5 protein-coding genes are annotated in these 18,751 nt (G+C 53.4%); all 5 read right to left on the bottom strand.

Annotated elements, in window-relative coordinates:
* Positions 1-13 precede the first annotated feature (13 nt).
* Complete coding sequence (locus G5B47_RS10965; RefSeq protein ID WP_165097803.1) at positions 14-733, bottom strand: 4'-phosphopantetheinyl transferase family protein; 720 nt, start codon at positions 731-733, stop codon at positions 14-16.
* Positions 734-831: 98 nt separating this feature from the next.
* On the bottom strand, positions 832-2,022 hold the full coding sequence (locus G5B47_RS10960) for an Acg family FMN-binding oxidoreductase (protein ID WP_165097801.1): 1,191 nt from the start codon (positions 2,020-2,022) through the stop codon (positions 832-834).
* Between the two features lie 12 nt (positions 2,023-2,034).
* Positions 2,035-11,148: an SDR family NAD(P)-dependent oxidoreductase gene (locus tag G5B47_RS10955; RefSeq protein ID WP_328804512.1), complete on the bottom strand. Its 9,114-nt coding sequence runs from the start codon at positions 11,146-11,148 to the stop codon at positions 2,035-2,037.
* On the bottom strand, positions 11,145-12,323 hold the full coding sequence (locus tag G5B47_RS25575) for an MFS transporter (RefSeq protein ID WP_165097797.1): 1,179 nt from the start codon (positions 12,321-12,323) through the stop codon (positions 11,145-11,147). Before G5B47_RS25575 ends, G5B47_RS10955 begins: the two co-directional genes overlap by 4 nt.
* Before the next feature lie 17 nt (positions 12,324-12,340).
* Complete coding sequence (locus tag G5B47_RS10945) at positions 12,341-18,430, bottom strand: non-ribosomal peptide synthetase (protein WP_235957141.1); 6,090 nt, start codon at positions 18,428-18,430, stop codon at positions 12,341-12,343.
* Between the last annotated feature and the right edge of the window lie 321 nt (positions 18,431-18,751).

Raw genomic sequence — 18,751 nt, 5'->3', positions numbered from 1 at the left:
TGTTTCTTATGAATTAAAGCTTTTGCATCGGCACTCCAGCCACCCGCTCATAAACCTCGGAACACTCAACCCTTTTAACAGCGTCGACAAAGCTTTCCTCCGTAGAACAAACGGACAGTTTATAGGAAGGATCAACATCGTATTGCCGAAAAAAGAACGTATGCGCGGAATGCGTCTGGGCAACGGAAATGGCGCCTGCTTCCCTGTCCTTATGGATCTCAAATGAATTAAGAGGAAGCGTCAATCCTGCGCCGGTAGCTTTAAGATAGCTCTCTTTGAGTGTCCATAAATCATAGAAATACTCCAATTGACGGGACTTGCTTTCCCTAGTCAAATGACGGTACTCCGACGGCGCAAAAAATCGTTCGGCAATATCAAGCTCAATCGGCCGGATTTCTTCTATATCAACTCCTATCCATTGTCCTTGTTCGGCAACGGCCGCAACGATCCAATTTCCCGAGTGGGAGATATTGAATGCAAAGCTTGGATCTCTCTCAAAAACAGGCTTGCCGTGTGGATTGGTAACAAACGAAATCTCTCTGTTTTTCAGCTTGTATTTGTCCATAATCAGAGCGCGAACGAGCAATTCGGCCCAAAGAAGCCGCTGCGCGTCTTTTGGGCTTGCCATGCGCTTGATGCGTATGCTTTTCTCTGGCGACACATAATCGCACAATTCCATATATTGCGGAAAACCCTCTTCATACGGCACCAGCAGTGCATAGACCTCAACCATTGATGTCCTTCCACTCCTTAAAAATAGACAGTGAACAGAGGAATGTCTCCCCTACTCACTGCCCGAGTTTATCTGTACTTTTAACCTGCAAGCCATTCCTATTCCCGAATCAAATCCACAGCCTCCCGTCTCATGCTGAGCGGTGTCTCTTGGGTCGGTCTGCCCAAGCGGATCAGGAACTGTATCGTTTCGCCCGGCGACGCATACTCCCTGTGGATTCTGCCGTAAGCCTCTCGCATTTCCGGATATTCCTCCAAGACCTGGCTGAGCGGCTGCATCACGAGTCCTTCCTCATGCGCGGCAAGGATAAGCCTGCTGTACAGCATTCCCGCTTTAACCTGGCTGGTCCGGCTGTTATCCTTACTGAGGACCAAGGCATACGCCGGAGTATGGCTCGCTGCGGTTCGGGCCGTCTGGACGGCGAGCTTGGCCGCGGCTTCCTCATTGTTGAGGGTGGGAATGAGCGTGATTAATCCTTGCAGCAGATGCTTTTTCCAGCCCGTCGTTCCTTGCCCTTCAAATGAAAATCCAAAACGGTATTTATTCTTCTGATACTCATTGGAACGAAAAATCCGGGCCGACTCGTCGTTCATCCGCTGCAGACCGGTTTCGATATCCGTGCCCTCCACACCGTAGGCGCCAAACTTCTCGATATCCTTTTGACCGTTTAAAAAGGATAAGATCAGGTCCTGCTCCGTGTCGGTTGCGCTCAGCTTCCGGATTTGAGCTGGCGTTACTTCATCCGCCCGATAGGCCATTCTGTTCGTATCCGGCAAGAACATAAATTCATAAAGCGGATCTCGCCTGGGGTTCGCCTTGGACAACGTAATCCTCGCCACCGGCTTCCGTTCCATGCTCTCCCTTAAATGTTGTTCATCGTACTCCCCATCCGGAAACAGCGCGATCTCTGCGGGGTATCCCAGCTGCTCGCCGGCTATCCGCAAATACTCCAAAAAGGTACCTTGTGAAACCAGCGTTTGCCGGGCCAAGGGGTCCGATTCCGTCGCAAGCCGTTCGCTGTCGGTGTAAAGATAGAACAGCAGCGGGTTCTGCTGGTCCAAGCGGATTTTCCACGGCTGCAGATTATGGCTGTTCGCGGCCAATAATCCATGAGCCACGAGCTGCAGTCGCGGGTCCTCGAACTGCTTGGCATAATCCCGTTTCCAGGGATCGAGATATTCGGCCTTCTTCAACGCGCCGCTGGCAGTGAACAAGGTCAATGCCAGCAGGGCGAGCAGAACAATGACAGACAGGATTACAGTTCTTGTTATTTTGTAGCCCTTGCTCATGCCCCTCTCCCTTTATACCTCGATTTTTCGGAGTCCTGCCTTTATGACCGGCACTTCCTCTTGTTCATAAGAAACCTTATAGATCTCATTAGCGAACGGATAGGTCGGCAAAAGCACCTTTTTCTGATCGGGACTACCGAGTCCGGACGGATCGAAAGGAACGCCAAGAACATACAGCTTGCCCATGCCCTGCAAAAGATTCTCTACGGCGTCCAATTCCAGCGAGATGCTAAGGGTCTGGACTGTATCGCGCTGACCGGCCGGCAGGTTAACCGAGCGAAGATCGCTTCCGAAATAAATCAGCGCTTCGCCCGCGCCCATGGCATCCGTAAAATCCTGTTCCTCCAGTTTATTCCCGGCAGCGTTCTTAACGAAAGAACAGAGGTCTCTGTTATGGCCGCGATAGATTACGCCTAGCGGAGTTACCACCGGACATTTCACAAATTCGTGATCATCGATTGTCGTCTCGCCGGGCTGCTCGATTCCCTCCTGCATAAATAATACGGCTTGCCGCAGCGAAACCTGACCCGTGAGAACGAGCGCGGCGAGTATGCCTGTTCCCTCCGCAAAAATTCCGGCAGGACGAATCCCTAATTCGAGCAGAAGCTTTGCAGTCGCGTATTGAAGGGCAAAGGACTTAAGCTGCTCTCCGCCATTCTTAATTTCTTGCTTCGCTTTCTGATAGGCCGAGTCGAAGCCAGGGAACCGGGAGCAGAGCGCATCCACTTCGCTGCCGCTAACCGTCAGGTTGCCGTCCAGCATAAGATGTACCGCTGTCGTTCGGCTTGGATTGGAGCGTCCTTTGGTAATTTCAGCAAAAGACTCGCCATTTTCAACCGCGGATAGAACGCTCGTCAAATGCCCTCGGGACCTGATAACGGCCGCCGCTTTGGCGGACATTTCTTTCTGTGAAAGATTCATTGTGCAGCATACGGAAGCTGCGCTAACCTCCCCATGCTTCTCAAGATGCGCTCTGAGTTGTCCGGCGACGGCCCTCATGCTTTGTTCATTTCTGCCGGTAAGCATCAGAAGATGCGGCCCGTTATCCGCCGGAGAAAGAACATCCGAAGTCTGCGGTGCCTGTTCCAAAATAACATGGGCGTTGGTACCTCCGAATCCGAAGGCATTGACACTTGCTCTGAGCGGCGTGATTCCTTCCGCCTTCCAGGGTCTTGGATATTTATCGACCACATAGAACGGGGATTGCTCAAAATCGATATTCGGATTCGGCCGGTCATAATTCAGCGTATGCGGCAGCGTTTGATGCTTCAAGGCAAGAGCCACCTTGATCAGACTGGTCACCCCGGCGGCGGACAGCATATGGCCAACGGAGGATTTGACCGAACCGATTCCGCAAAATTGCTTCTTGTCCGTAAAGGTGCTGAACGCCTGGGTCATTCCCTCAATTTCAATGGGGTCGCCAAGCGGCGTGGCCGTGCCGTGCGTTTCGACATAAGAAACCGTTTCGGGATGAATTCCCGTCCGCAGGAACGCTGCCCTGATTACCTCTGCTTGCCCCTGCGGCCTTGGCGCAGTAATTCCCTGGGAGCGGCCGTCATTGTTGATGGCCGAGCCTTTAATGACCGCATAGATATAATCGCCATCTCTTTGTGCGGCTTCAAGCGGCTTCAGCAGTACAGCTCCGGCTCCTTCACCCAGCACCATTCCGTTTGCTCTTTGGTCAAACGGGTAGCAGACTCCGGTCGGAGACAGCGCGGTCACCCGGCTGAGAGAGACGAACGGTGTTGGGCTCAAATTCAGGTTCACGCCGCCCGCAATGGCCATTTCAGACTCCCCGGTGCGCAGACTTTCACAGGCCATGTGAATGGCTACCAGTGAAGAGGAGCAGGCGGAATTTACGATCAGGCTGGGTCCGGTCAAATTCAAGCAGTGGCTTACCCGCGCCGCAACCTCATTCAAGCCATTGCCGGCAACCGTATCGGGAACGAGGCGGGCCGGCTCCAGCACGCCGGAAATGCCGGCGAGAATTTCCTGCCGTTCTTCAGGGTTCATCCGCTTGAAGGCGGGGCTGTCCGCCAAACGGCTCTTGATCAGCTTATAGGAACGGTAATTGGCGAAATGCTCCATATAGGTGTTCTGCTCGCAGCCTGCGAACACGCCGATCTTGCGGGTGCGGTATTTCCCCCCATACCCCGCTTGCTGCAAGGCCTCCCAGGCGATCTGCAGAAAGATCCTCTGCTGGGGATCGGTGGCCTCCGCTTCTTTCGGCGACATTCCAAAGAACAACGGATCAAAGTCGTACGGAGCGTCGATAAAGCCCCCGCGGCTGATGTAAGTCGTATGAAGCGCCGTGGCATCGGTATTCACATGCTCATCATTAGACCATCTTCCGGGATCGACGGGGCGAATGGCGCTTCGTCCGTTATGCAGCAGCTCCCAATATTCCTCCGGATTGCTCGCTCCGGGTATGCGCAGACCGATCCCGATAATGGCGATATCTCGGAGTATTTCATTCTTTCCGCTCTCCCCGGTTTTCTTGTTCTCACCGTGAGCCGCTGCTTTGACGGGTTCGGCCGTGAGCAGCTCTTCAATGTGCGCGGATAATTCTTCGGGCGTCTGGTATTCAAAAATAAGCGTCGGGTACATCTCGGTATTAAAGATGCCGCCAAGCTTGGACACCGCCTGAACCGCCCCGAGCGAATCGAGTCCAAGTTCCATGAAGTTCTTGCCCGCCTCCAGATGGCTTACAGGGATTTGCAGCTGCCCGGCTATTGTCCGGAATACCGTTTCCCGGATTTCTTTTGCAGTGCGGTAAACCGGCGTGCGGACGCCGGTATCGGCGGCTGCTGCGGGCTGACGTTCTGCTTTAAGAGCGGCCGGTCGTTCCTTCTTCTCATCGCTTTTTACCAGGTCCAGGATATGAATGACATCCGGCCGGGCGGTTCCCAAGGCTCTCAAGAAAGCATCGGCGGCTTTCGAATGAACAAGCGGCTTCAGCCCTTGTGATCTAAGCGTCAGTTCAAGAAGATTTCCAAACTCCGTTCCCGCCCCCGTGTCCGACCAGAGCGAGAAGTTGACCGACAAGGAACGCCCCGGAGCCTGCTCCTTCGTTCGATAGGAGCTGTAGCCATTCAAGAAAGCGTTGGCCGCGGCATAATCGCCAAGACCGGAAGCCCATGCTTTGCGGGTGGCCGAAACCGAAGACAGGGCCGCGAAGAATCGCAGGGGCTCTTGACGGGTTACGAGGTCCGTAATCATGGTCCCCTTCCATTTGGGAGCCAGAATGCTGTCCATATCGCTTACACTTCGGCTTAAAATCTTATGAGGCGTGTATTCCAGCTGTCCCGCGGCATGAACAACTCCGTGCAGTGGGCCATAGGCGGCGTGAATGCTGCGCAGCAGCTCCTCCATTTGAGCCTGATCCGTAACATCTACGGCCGCGTACATCACCTGAGCGCCCAGCTCTTCCAGCTTCGGTAAGAGGCGATGATCGGGCGGAAGCTGTTTTCGGCCGGTAAGAACGACATTGATCCGTGCTTGCCGCGCAAGCGCCAAAGCAATTTGGCCGCCTACAAGCCCGGTGCCGCCGGTAATCAGGTACGTTTCCCCATCGTGAAGGTGAATAGGTTGTCCGACGGCCGGCGCGGGCATTTTCTCCAAGGTGCGCACATAACGGACCCCGCCGCGTATGGCTGAGATCGACTCCTCATCGGCCTGCTGCTGCATGGCTAAAGTCAATGCTTTGGCAAAATCCCGGCCTGCCGGGTATTCCTCCTTGTTCATATCGATCACCGATACCCGGATTCTGTCATTCTCGGAATCGATGACCTGGCCCAGTGTGGCCGCCGCCGCCTGATTCGGATTGCCCCCGCCTGCATCGTCTGGCAGTGCATAAGCTTTATCCGTAACAATGACCAACTGCACATCGCTCAGCCTGTGGCGGACCAGACCTTGCCCCAAATACAGCAGACTGTAAAAATGTTCATTTACGCCGCCATCCTTCAGCAGATTGTCGGCATGAAGCACTTCCTGCAGATAATGGGATAAATGAATAACTGCCGACAGCCTGCCTGGCACCTGCTCCAGCAAATCCGCATAATCCTCTGCATGGTCGGGCCGTATGGTAAAGCTGCGCTTGCCGTCGAAATGGAATTTATCGCCGGAGGCAACGTAGTAGACCGGGTTTCGGTCAGCGTCCATCAGGCGCTCCAGTTCCCCTCCGATCTCCTGGCTGCAGTTCCATACGAGCAGGGCTCCTTCATTAACCGGGGTGCCGCCGGTAAGGTCCGCAGGTTTCCACTGCCATTCGTGGAACAAGCCGCTGCCATTTGCCCCAGCCTCCGAGCCTGCTCCAAAGTCCGGCTTGAACGTCTTATGCTCGAAAGGATACGCAGGGAGCGCCACTTTCCGGTAGACATGCATTGGCTCTATCGCTGTCCAATTGATGCCCGCTCCCAGCGAAAATAACTGCCCAAGCATACCGAGCCAGGTCTCCCAGTTCTCTCTTTTGCGGCTAAGAGAATGAAGCACCTGCGGTTTGCTTGCGTGCTGCAAGCCTCCGGCCATACCGGCAAGGATAGCGTCCGGTCCGCACTCGACCAGAACCGAGACCTCCTGTTCTATCGCGTAAGTTATGCTTTGCTCAAACTTAACTGCATCCAGAATATGCTGCATCCAATACTGCGCCGTTGGCGGCTCCTGAATGACTTCAGCGGTCACATTGGAAATGACCGGAATTTGCGGAGCGTGGAACACCGTGGCTTCCAGCTCCTTCTTGAACGCTTCCAGCATCGGTTCCATCAGCGGCGTGTGGAAGGCCTGCGAAACGTTCAGTCTCTTGGCTCCGATTCCCTGCGTCTGCAGCGCGGACACGAATGCTTCCACCGCTTCCGCCGTTCCGGACACAACCTGATGCGTGACGTTGTATCCGGCGACCCACAAGGAACCTTCAAAGGACTTCAGCAAAGCATCAAGTTTGCTGGCTGAAGTAAATACGGCCGCCATGGCTCCCGCCGCCGGCAGCTCACTCATTAATTTGCCTCTTGCGGCTACCAATCTTGCCGCATCTGCAAGGCTGACGACGCCCGCGAGACAAGCGGCAGCCCATTCCCCGATGCTGTGCCCGAGAAGGTAAGCGGGCCGGATGCCCAAATCGAGCAGCAGTCTGCCAAAGGCATAGTCCATCGTGAAGACGGCCGGTTGAGTGATGTTCGTCTGCGCAAGAACTTGATTGTCGGCACCCGTGCCGTAGAGCAAGTCCGTCAGCTTCATCTGCAAATAGGGATAAAAGGCCTCGGAGCACTCGTCCACAATTTGACGAAAAACGGGAAGCTGATCGTATAAAGCTCTTCCCATCCCCGCATATTGCGAGCCTTGTCCGGTAAACATCAAAGCAATCTTCGGCGAAATGAGGGCCGGGACCGGCTCAGACGAAGGGAGCTTCAATTTGCCGATCAGGTCCTGAGCCGAATCGGCTACCGCATGGAAACGGTGCGGCAGCGCAGTACGTGTCACGTTCTCTGTATAGCAGACATCCCCGAGCGAATACTCCCCGGATTGTTCGAGAAAGGCCGCCAGCTCCGCCTTTTTTTGCTCCAGCGCGGAAGCGGTATGAGCGGACAGAACAATGACATGCTTCGGCCGCTCCGGATATGCTTCCCTGCTTATCGTATGTCCCTGCGGCGCCTCTTCAACGACCATATGGCTGTTGGTCCCGCCAAAGCCGAAGGAGTTAATGGCCGCTCGTCTGGCCGCTCCCTCCGCCACTTTCCATTCGCTCGCTTCAGGGAGCAGATGGAAAGGGGTCTGCTCAAATTTCAGCATCGGATTCGGCTGAACGACATTCACCTGCGGCGGCATCGTTTTGTTACGCAGGGCCATGACGATCTTGATAAAGCTGGCGATTCCCGCCGCGCCGAGCAGATGCCCGATATTGGATTTTACCGAACCAATGGCAATCGATTGCGCGGCAAGCCCCCAGCGCTTAAAGGCTTTATCCAGCGCTCTGACTTCGCTCGGGTCGCCGATTTTCGTGCCCGTTCCATGGGCTTCCACATACTGAATATCCGCCGGATTCAGCCCATTCCGCAGATAGAGAGACTCGATCAGCTCTCTCTGCCCGTCAGGGTTAGGGGCCATTACACCGATGGAGTGGCCGTCGTTGTTGATTTCACTAGCCCTAAGAACCGCCAGAACGGAATCTCCGTCTCTTTGCGCTTGCTCAAGGGGCTTGAGCATTACCAGCCCGCCCCCTTCTCCGGGTACGAAGCCGTCGGCGCCGGCATCAAAGACGCTGCTGCGCCCGCTGACAGATAAAGCGCCGGCATTGCTGAAATATTGATACGAGGTAGGCGTCAGCAGGAGTGAGATTCCTCCAGCTATAGCGGATTCGCATTCCCCTCTGCGAATGGAATCGGCGGCAAGATGAAGCGTAACCAGCGACGATGAGCACGCCGTATCCACGGCCATGCTCGGCCCTTTGAAATTGAATTCCTGCGAGGTTCGCGCCGGAATCATATTGACAATATTATCGACCAGCAGATTGGAATGGTCGCCCGTGATCCCCAGCTTCCGTCTCCACTCCTCCATAATCTGCTCCTGCTGCTCACCGCTGAGTACGGCGAAGCTGTCGAAGCTCTGCAGCTTCATCCGGTTCAAGGTATTCAGATGATATTCAAAATAGGAGTTTCCTCCCGCGCCGACAAATAGCCCAACCTTCTTCCCGCTCATTTGCTGCCGGGAATACCCCGCCCGTTCGATTAACTCATATGTCAGTTCCAGAACCATTCGCTGCTGCGGGTCCATCACAGCCGCTTCTTCATCGGAGATGCCAAACAAGCCGGCGTCAAAGCCGTAGGGATTGTCAAGAAAGCCTCCTGTGCGGCAGTAGGTCTTGCCGAATTCCGGATTCGGACTGTAATAGTCGTCAATATTCCAATGGCTGCCGGGCACTTCGCCGATAGACGTCACTCCCTGCACCAGATTGTTCCAGAACTCCTCCGGGCTGGACGCTCCCGGGAACCGGCAGGCCATGGCGATCACGGCAATATCTCCGCCGCCGGACTTGCCGCCACTTGAAGCGGACGGCTCCTTCCGCTCTTCGGACGGGCTGCCCTTGGAGTTAACCCAGACGGCAAGGTACTCGTCCATTTCACGCACGGTACGGCATTTGATTAACAAATCATGCGTCAGTTCCATGTGCAGCTCATCCTCAAGCGCCCCAAGAACTTGCATTGCTTTCAGCGAGGTGCCTCCCAAAGACAGGAAGGGCTCATCGTACGGTATGGTTTCCACCGGTTTATGAAGAACAGACGCCCATATCTTCCGAATGGTCTCTATAAATGCACCGGAAGCGGCTTCGCCGCCCGGTTTTTTCTCCGGTTCCATCGGCTTGGCTTCGGCTGCAAAATAAGAGCCAGGATACGTCTTATCCTGAAATTCGCCCTTCTTGAATGATCCGACAAGATTGAATCGCTGCACTTTGCCGCTGGTCGTCTTGGGAATAGAGCGGATGAATGAGACATAGTCGACAGGAATACCCATCGTCTCGTTGATATGGCGGAGGATTCTGGAATAGACCGGCTTTACGTCCTTCTCCTGCAGCCGCTGAGTAGAGAACAGCCCTACCTTTTCTTTTCCCTCTTCCTCGTCATGCCATCCGCAAACGGCCATTTTCCCGGGTTCGACCTCGTCCAGCTCTTCGATAACCGCTTCTATATCATGGGCGAAAAAGTTCTGGCCGTTGACGAAGACAATGTCCTTGATCCGTCCGCTGACCGTTAAACGCCCGCTCAAAATAAAGCCGGTATCGCCGGTCTTTAACCAGCCGTCCTGAAAGGACTTGGCCGTCGCCTCAGGGTTGTTGATGTAACCGGAAGTGACATTCCGGCCGCGAATCTGAATTTCACCCACGGTTCCCTCGGGAACGACAGCACCGGTTTCAGCCTCAACAATTCGAATTTCCATGCCCGTGACAGGATAGCCTTCATCAGCCATTAATGTGGCCCGCTTGTCGTCCTCGTCAATGGCCTCGGCGCGCGATTCACCCGCCAGCAATTCGCGGTCCAGCGAGTGAACCAGAGGCTCTTCGCCCAAGGTAGGAAAGCTTACGGCCAGACAGGCCTCGGCCATCCCGTAGACCGGAAACATGGCATTTTTTTTGAATCCGCTTTTTGCGAATTTATCCATGAATTTCCGCATTGTTTTGACTGAAATGGGTTCGGCGCCGTTAAAGAGCAATCTTAGCGAGCTCAGGTCCCAGGAGTTCAATTGCTCCTCCTTCACCCTGCTGTGAACGAGCCGAAGTCCGAAATTGGGGCAGCCGGAGAAGGTGATCCGGTGCTTGTCGATCATATCGAGCCACAGGGTCGGCCGCTTGACGAATTTCATCGGCGTCATATTGAATTGATTGATGCCGCAGACCAAGGTGGAGAGGTGAAAGCCGATCAGCCCCATATCGTGGTGATACGGCATCCAGCCGAGGGAACGGTCCTTATCCGACATCCGCATGCTGGATATAATGGCTTCTAAATTGGTTAACAGATTGTCATGGGTCAGGATCGTCCCTTTAGGTATATTCGTGCTGCCGGAGCTAAACTGGATCAGCGCGGGCGAATGGGCGTCAGCCAACATAAGAATTCCGTTCTGCTGCGCCTCATCCAGGCTTGAAGCTTCAAGAATCTGCAATCCGCTGATGCCGAGTGTCGTTTCCATTTCTTCACGGGACTCCAGCAGACTTCGGTCGGACAGAATCCGGGGACGCTCCAAAACCTCCCAAATGGCCAGCAGCTTGCTAAGCGAGGTATTGATTACCTTGGAGGATGCCGGGTAGGATGCCGGAACAGGGATAATGCCGCCAAGGATGCAGGCCCAGAAGGTAAGAATGAAATCCTTGCTGTCTTCCAGCAAAATCAGCGCATACTCGCCCGGCTTAAACCCTTGTTTCTGCAGACCTCCCAGGCGGCGGGTAGCTCCATCCAAGAGCGCCTGATACGAAAGGAAGAATTCCGAGTTATCATTTTGGATAAAAGTAATGCCTCTTTCCGGGTTGCCCGTCACTTGAACGAGGGCATTCGCCAGATTGCCGAGCTCGGCATATTTGCCGGTTATGCTTTTTCCCTTGAGAATAGAAAGATTCTCTTTACTCTTCCTCTTGAATCTGCTCACAACATTTCCTCCTTGGCTAATCGTACTTTTGAACCTTTTCTTGTCACAAACATGTGGGTCAGAAACAAGCCAAACAGCAGCAGACTTGCCGTAAAAATATGCCGGTGCCCCCAAACGTCCATCACGACTGAGGAGAAAAACGGCCCGGCCGCCGAACCAAAGCCGTAAAAGGTGGTGAACCATGCATTTCCCGAAGACCTCTCGCTTTGAGGCAAATCCTGAACCGCAAGAGCCATTGAGAGAGGATACAGCGGCCCGATCATAAACCCGGCGGCGAAGGAAAATAGCATTTTAAGAGACATATCCGATACGTACACGATGCCCATCACGGCCACAATCGAGAGAAGCACACATATAGCCAGGCACTTCCTCCGTCCCATCCGGTCGGCCAGATAGGTTAATGGAAGAAGACCGATAATGCTGCCGATTACAAAAATACTTAAAGCATACCCTGTCTGAGAAACCGCGACATGCTCCCTTATTAAATAGAGGGGATACAGCGAAACGACAATCGTTTCGCTGAACCCGTACACAAAAGCCCCGAAGAGTGCCAGCGTAATTTTGGATATGACCTTGTCCCTTGCGCGCCCGGGAATGACCAATACATCGGTCAGCTTAAAATGAATAATTCCCGCAGCGAGCACCAGGCACAGACCGCTGAAAGCGAAGGGCAGCCATGCGGCATAGCCGTACACCTGCGGCGCCAGCGCCGCGCTGACAATCAGCCCCAAGGCATAGCATAAGCTGTAAATTCCGTTGATCATCCCGAGACTTTTTGCACTCGAAAGATTGTGCAGCGCCGTCTGCATCCCCACCATATTGCAGCTGATGCCAATCCCCATCACGGACATGAGGCCCAGCCAAATACTATTAATGGTAAAAAACGGGAAAATCGATGCACAAACTGAGGTTAGCAGCAGCCCTGTCGTAATGACCCTTTTCACATTGCTTCCTCTCATTGTGCGGTCCACAAATACGGAACCCAGCGCCATAAAGAAAAAATAAGAGGAAGAAATGATGCCAATCCAGATTTCATCTCCATGGTTGGTGGTCATGTGGGTAGTAGAAAGCGGGTTGATGACGCCCATGGAGGTTCCTACCAGAAGGGCAATGCTGTAAATGATCCCTTTGCTTCCGCCAAAGAGCTCATGAAAGTTGCCCGATTGTTGCTCCATTTTCGCTTAAGCCCCTTTTACAATGTTGGTTGCTTGCGCATGACCGCCTGCAGCATTTGCATCTGCTGTGCTCCAAACCAGTTCATATCCTGCTTGCCATAGATTTGCAGAGCTTCGCCGGTAATATAATCTGAAGCGGACGAAGCCAGGAATACCGCCGCGTCGGCAACGCCTGATGGAGGGATGGCCCTTCCTCTGAACGCTGCGGGGGCCATATCGGTATCCACAAGCGCCGGGCACAGCGCGTTCACCTGAATATTGCGGTTCTTCAGCTCTTCCGATAAAGATCGGGTCAAACCAAGGACACCATGCTTGGATGCCGCATAGGCGCTCATCATCGGATAACCGATAAATGAGGAGTCGGAGCCGATATTGATGATCTTGCCCTGCTTCTGTTTCAGCAAATGCGGGATAACCGCATAGCAAAAGTGATATGTTCCCAGCAGATTCACCTGAATAATCTCGCTCCACGTCTCGGGGCTCATATCGGCCGCCGCCGCCATTCCGGTGATTCCGGCGCTGTTGACCAGAATATCGATATGGCCGAAGCGTTCCATGGCCTGATCTACGGCCTTATATACACTTGAAATATCGCTGACGTCCGCCGATATCGCCTGAACCTCCGCACCTAACTTGCGGATCTCTTTCGCTGTCTCTTGAAGCTTCTGATCCGATCTGGATATGAGGACAAGGTCGGCTCCCTCCCGGGCCAAGGATTCTGCGATGCTCCGTCCGATGCCTTTGCTGCCGCCCGTCACAATGGCCACTTTATTGGACAGCAGTCCTTCTCTTAAACTAAGCTGCGGTGCCGGCGATTCGATCGACGAGAGCAGGTTCAGCATATTTTCGGTGTAATGCTCCGCCAAGAGATTGATCGTTGATGCCGCATGAAGATTGGACGAATACTCAATCTCAACGGCCAGTTTGCCCTCCTCGATGGAGAAGAAAAATTCAATGACGGATATTCTTTTTTGCTCAGGCAGTGCAAACCGGCGGTCCAGCCCTTCCTTCGAGAATTCAAAGCCGGGCAGCTTCGGCATATCCCGGTTTCCGAGATAATTGGCCCTGATCGGCGTCAATTTGACGTCCGGGTACATGTACATCGGTAAATTCTCGGAGACGAGATCATAGCTCACCCCGCCAAGCGGAACCTCTTCCAGACTCTGGCGAATGCTGCGGACAAGTTCCTGCCAGCTGCTGTTCTGCTCCACATGAATACCCATGGGAAAATTGACGGCAAAATTACCGGGCGTCTGCATAAAGCTCTGCTCGCTCCCCAGCTCTCGCCCATGCACCCGGTGGCTGACAATGACCTTAGGGCGCTGATAGAGACTGCCCAGCAGCCGGTAAAGCGGAGCCAGCAGAATCGGATATACATTGCTGCCAAAGTGCTTTTTGGCCCGGCCCAGTACCTTCGAAGTCTGCTCTTTGTCAAATTCGAAGCGGACAAGCCTTGCGGACTGCTCATCGTTTGGCCCCTTGATATAATCGGCAGGGAGCTTGAACACGGACTCCGGCGGGAACTGGGATGACCAGTAATCCGCATAGTTTTTGCCGTTAATTTGTTTGTGTTCCTGTACGGCCTTAATGAAATCGGCATATGAATGAGGCTCCGGGAGCTGCACTTGCTGCTCTTCCGGCCCGAGACCGGCATAAATCTGCCAAATTTCCCGAACCAACAGCTGGTTGGTAATAATATCCGAAATCAGATGATGGCCAACCGCCGCAATATCGTACGACGACTCCGAAATCTGAACGACGACAATTCGCCATAAAGGCCACCGGTCAACCTGCAATCCCTTGATCGCTTCGGTCAGGGCTGCCCCAATCGCTTCATTTCTTTCAGCTTCCTCCATATGGGTGCCGTCGTAGAAATCCACATTGCTGTCCACTTCCTTCGAAAGGAAACGCTGCTCCCATCCGGAATCCTTCTGTACCAGAACGCTTCTCAGCACATCATGACGCCCGTTCAATACAACAACGGCTTTCTTGAACCGCTGCAAATCCAGCGGCCGGTTGTATACAAATCGGGTATAGCCCGCCCAGCAATACGGGGATTCAAAATAATTCATCAGCCAGCTCTGGGCTGGCGCCAGCGGGAGGGTGTCCTCCTCTTTCATCTCAGTGAGATGAGGACTCTCTAAAGACTCCGCCGGATAGCCCGATCCGCCGAACCGATCACGCAGCGCTTTGCGGTCCAGCTTGCCGTTCGGGTTCTTCGGCAGCCGCGGCAGCCACTCCAAACGATGCGGAATCATGTAGTAGGGAAGCTTCCGGCCTATGAAATCCTTGATTTCTTGTTCCTCGGTCGTCTTACCGGACAGGCAGGCCAGCAGGATTTGCTGTCCGGGAACCGGCTCAACTACAATGACGGCGGCCTCGTCGATATGGTCATGGGCGTCCAGAACGGCTTCAATCTCGCCCAATTCCACCCGAAAGCCCCGCAGCTTCACCTGATTATCGATGCGGCCATGGTATTCGAAGCTGCCATCCGCCCTTTTCACCGTCAAATCCCCTGTCCGGTAAATGAATTCCCCGGGAATTTCTGGGAACGGATTCGGGTGGAAGGCGGCGCGGGTCTTCTCCGGATCATGCAAATATCCTTTAGCCAGCTGAATGCCGCCGATCCACAGCTCGCCCATTTCGCCCTCCGGAACTTCACGCATCCGCTCATCCAGATTTTTAATAAACACATTGTTGATAGGCTTGCCAATAGGGATGCTGAGCTCGCCGTTCGATCCCGGTCTTTCGGAAACGATATGGTAAGTGACATCGATGGAAGCCTCGGTGGGACCATAGAGATTGGCCAGTCCGGTGGACTTCCCGTACCGGTCCATCCATTTCTGAACCGGAGAGAGAGGAAGACCTTCTCCGCTGAAAATAAGCCAGCGCAGCCCGGGAAACGAATATCCCTCGTCCTCAAGCGAATTGACAAATTCACCGAACAATGAAGGCACAAAATGCATGACATTGATGCGGGTATCGATCATCCACCGGGCCAGGCTCCACGGATTCTTGACGACCTCCGGCTTGGCCGGGCACACGGTCCCGCCATACATTAACGGCCACAGCAGCTCCCAGACCGAGATGTCAAAGCAGCAGGACGTCTTTTGCGCCACCCGTTCGCCGGGCTGCAGCCGGAACGTCTCCTGATGCCATTCCAGCCGGTTCATATAGCCCCGGTGATTCAGCACGACTCCCTTCGGATTTCCGGTTGATCCCGATGTATAGAGAACGACCATGACATCATGGGGCGAGCTTATAACCTCAGGATCGCGCTCGGAATAGTTCCTCCACTGCGCCGAATCAGGCTGGACTTGCCGTTCAGGCTTGCCCGCAGCCTCGTCCAGATAAATCAATTCCCGGACAGACGGGCTTTCCTGAACGATTTGGTCCGCCTGCTCTTTCAGCAGCTGTTCCGTCAACAGGAACTGAAGCTGGGCATGCCGGGTAATATACTTGATCCGTTCAGGCGGATACACCGGATCAAGAGGAACATAAGCGGCCCCGGCCTTCAGGATGCCTAAAATGCCGACCAGCATCAGGTGACCGGGAAGCGTCATAATTCCGACCAGCGTCTGCGATTTCACTCCCTGTGAGCGCAGATAGTTGGCCAAGCGGTTGGATAATTCATCCAGTTCGCGGTAAGTGACGCTTCGCGCTCCGTCCAGAACAGCGACGGCGTTCGGGGTAAGCTTGCATTGCTCGGAGATTTTTAGATAAGGGATCTCCGCTGCCGCCGTTTCGCTATCCAATGACGAACCAGCGCTGCCGCCGTCCAATTTGGAGATCATTTCATTCAGTGTCCGGCATTCGAATAGAACCGCCTTATCGATATTCCCGAATACGCCGCCCAGCCGCGTGATGAGCCGGATACGCTGCAGGGAATCCAGACCGAGCTCGGCTTCCAGATCACGGGACAGATCTTCGGCTCCAAGCTTCCTTGCGCTGATTTCTTGGGCGATGACCCGCAGCTTCTCTTCTGTCTCGCCTGTTCTCCGAGCAGCTTGCGGTCCTGGCGCCACAGAGACAGACTCTGCGGTCTTCCCTTCAAATGCGGCGAGCCGGTTAATATTTTCAATAAATCTGCTCATATGCTTGTCGATGTACCCGTCGTCAAAAAAGGCGCTGTCATAGTTCGATGTGAGCATCAGTCTGCCTTGAAAGATTTCAACCAGATTGTCTATCGTTCCGGGGTTGGTTCCCGTATAAGCTTCATAATCATAGACTTCGTACTGTCCGTATCTCTTGTCAATAGATGTATTTCCTACGAAGGAGAGGTAAAGGTTTGATTTGAGCGTTGAGCGGATCATGGAAGCCGCCGCTTCCGGCATGCTGCCATTGTGCAGGCGGATCGAGTCTTTGGAGTAGTGTGCGGCTCTGGAGGTCTGCGCCCGGTCCATTCCTGAGGATAGCTTGCTATTGATGACTTCTTTGGTTCTGCCGATCAGCGATTCCCAGCCTTCCCCGGCATCGTCGCAAGTAAAGGTGAGGGCCAGATTCTGCGCAAACGCGCCGAGCACGTCCGTTGCATCCTGATTGGGGTACAGCTTGCCGCTTGTCGGCAGATTGAGAATAATTCGGCTTTGCTCTTCTCCCTGCTGCTTGATCGTCTTTAAATACGCGCTGACCAGAAGAACAAACAAGGAGGTGCGCCACGCTTTGGTACGCTTGAACAGGAGAGCCGTAGTCTGCTCATCGATCCAAAATTTCCGGGTATGGATTACAGCCTCTTTGGTACGTTCAGGTGCGGGTGCGCCTAAGGATTTATACGGGTTGAAAAAATAGGTTCCCCTTCCCTGCTGCCGTACGTATACGTCCAGGGCTTGAATTTCCTCCGGAGCTTCCCAATGATTAAGCTTCATAACGATATCGTTGTACTCTTTGGCGCGAAGGGCAGGTCCCAGCCGGGCGTTTGTCTTGAGCGATCTTGCGCCGTAAATCTCCAGCAATTCCTTCACGATCTGCTGGTTGCCGAGACCGTCCGAGATGAGATGGTTAATGTCAAGAATGAGTTCGAATTCATCATCGGCGGTACGCATCACTGAGAAGGTGTGCAGCGGCCACCGGGTAATATCAAATTTTTGATTCAGCCTGTCTTCAAATTTTCGGGAGATCACTTGCTGCTGTGCCTGCTGGTCCAGATGCCGGATATCCTCCACGGAAATCTCCGGCGGAGCAACATCCTTGAGCAGTTTCAGGCGGTAGCCCTTCAGGCTGCTTGTCCCTTGATCAATAGTAAACACGCTGCGGAGAATAGGATGGCGGTCAATCAGCTCTCTCCAGGACTCTCTCAGACTTCCCAAATTCAGCTCGCCTCTGACCTTCACTCCAGTGCTGATGGAGAGATTAGCTACGGATAAATACGTGACCAAAAATAAATATTGAGTATGTAAAATTTCAAGAAATTCAGGATCATTTTCAGAAACTCCCGCCATAACAGGAGCGTCGGCGTTCAGAACCGGCTGGGGGACAATACCGGCATTCTTCCGCCAATCGGCAAACAACTCTATAATATCTCCGACGGTCTGCAGGGTCAGCAGCGAAGCGAAGGAATATTTGCATGTAAAGTCGTCCACTTGGTCTGCAGGAATGAGTCTCAGCATAGCGTTCATGAGCGAAATCATTTTGATCGAATCCAGCCCCAGATCACTTTCCAGATCCATATCCGCATGCAGATCGACCAGGTTATGGCCGGTGATTTCGGTGATCAATTCGCAGACCTCCACCTTGAGCTGCTCACGCATTTCTCCGGTTATGGGGACTGCGTCGGCAGTGGCCGCAATTTCAGGAGCATTCAGGGCCTTGCCCAGGGAGGCTTCCCATGTCTCAAAAATGCCCAGCAATTCGCGGACAGTGGATATAATCAGCAATGATCCCACCGGATGGGCGTCTTGAAAATCATCCAGCTGTTCCTCCGGAATCAGCTTCATCATTTCATTCATCAGCGAAATCATCTTGATCGAATCCAGCCCCAGATCGTCTTCCAGAAACATTTCGTCGTCAATGTCTTCAATCCTGTGACCCGTAACGCCGGATACCGTCTGAAGAATCCTTTGCCTGGATGTGCCGCTTTCTTTGGATGGATCAACATACATTTTGCTCATTAAGCTATCCCCCTTAACATTAGTCAGACTGCTTAAGCGAACACCAGATGCAATTTTAACTATCCATTCCTGAAAGATCAGACTTTAGAAAAAGCTACGGCGGGTATTATTGATCTTATATATTTATGTACCTTGCGCTGGGATTTCTTGTCAATGAGGTTTTACCTTATATTTCATTTTTTATAAAATTTAACGGTCTTTTAACATAGTTATGAAATAAATCCATAATAAACTGCCGTATTCCATGTAAAAAAGTAAAATAATGGGGTTCGTTTCGACTTAATTAACCAACTTTCGTGGATGTTGCAGGGTGTGAGGAAA

Source organism: Paenibacillus apii, from assembly GCF_011043685.1.
Taxonomy (GTDB): domain Bacteria; phylum Bacillota; class Bacilli; order Paenibacillales; family Paenibacillaceae; genus Paenibacillus_AQ; species Paenibacillus_AQ sabinae.
Note: the sequence above shows the minus strand (reverse complement) of the source record. Positions and strands in the feature narration are given on the sequence as shown.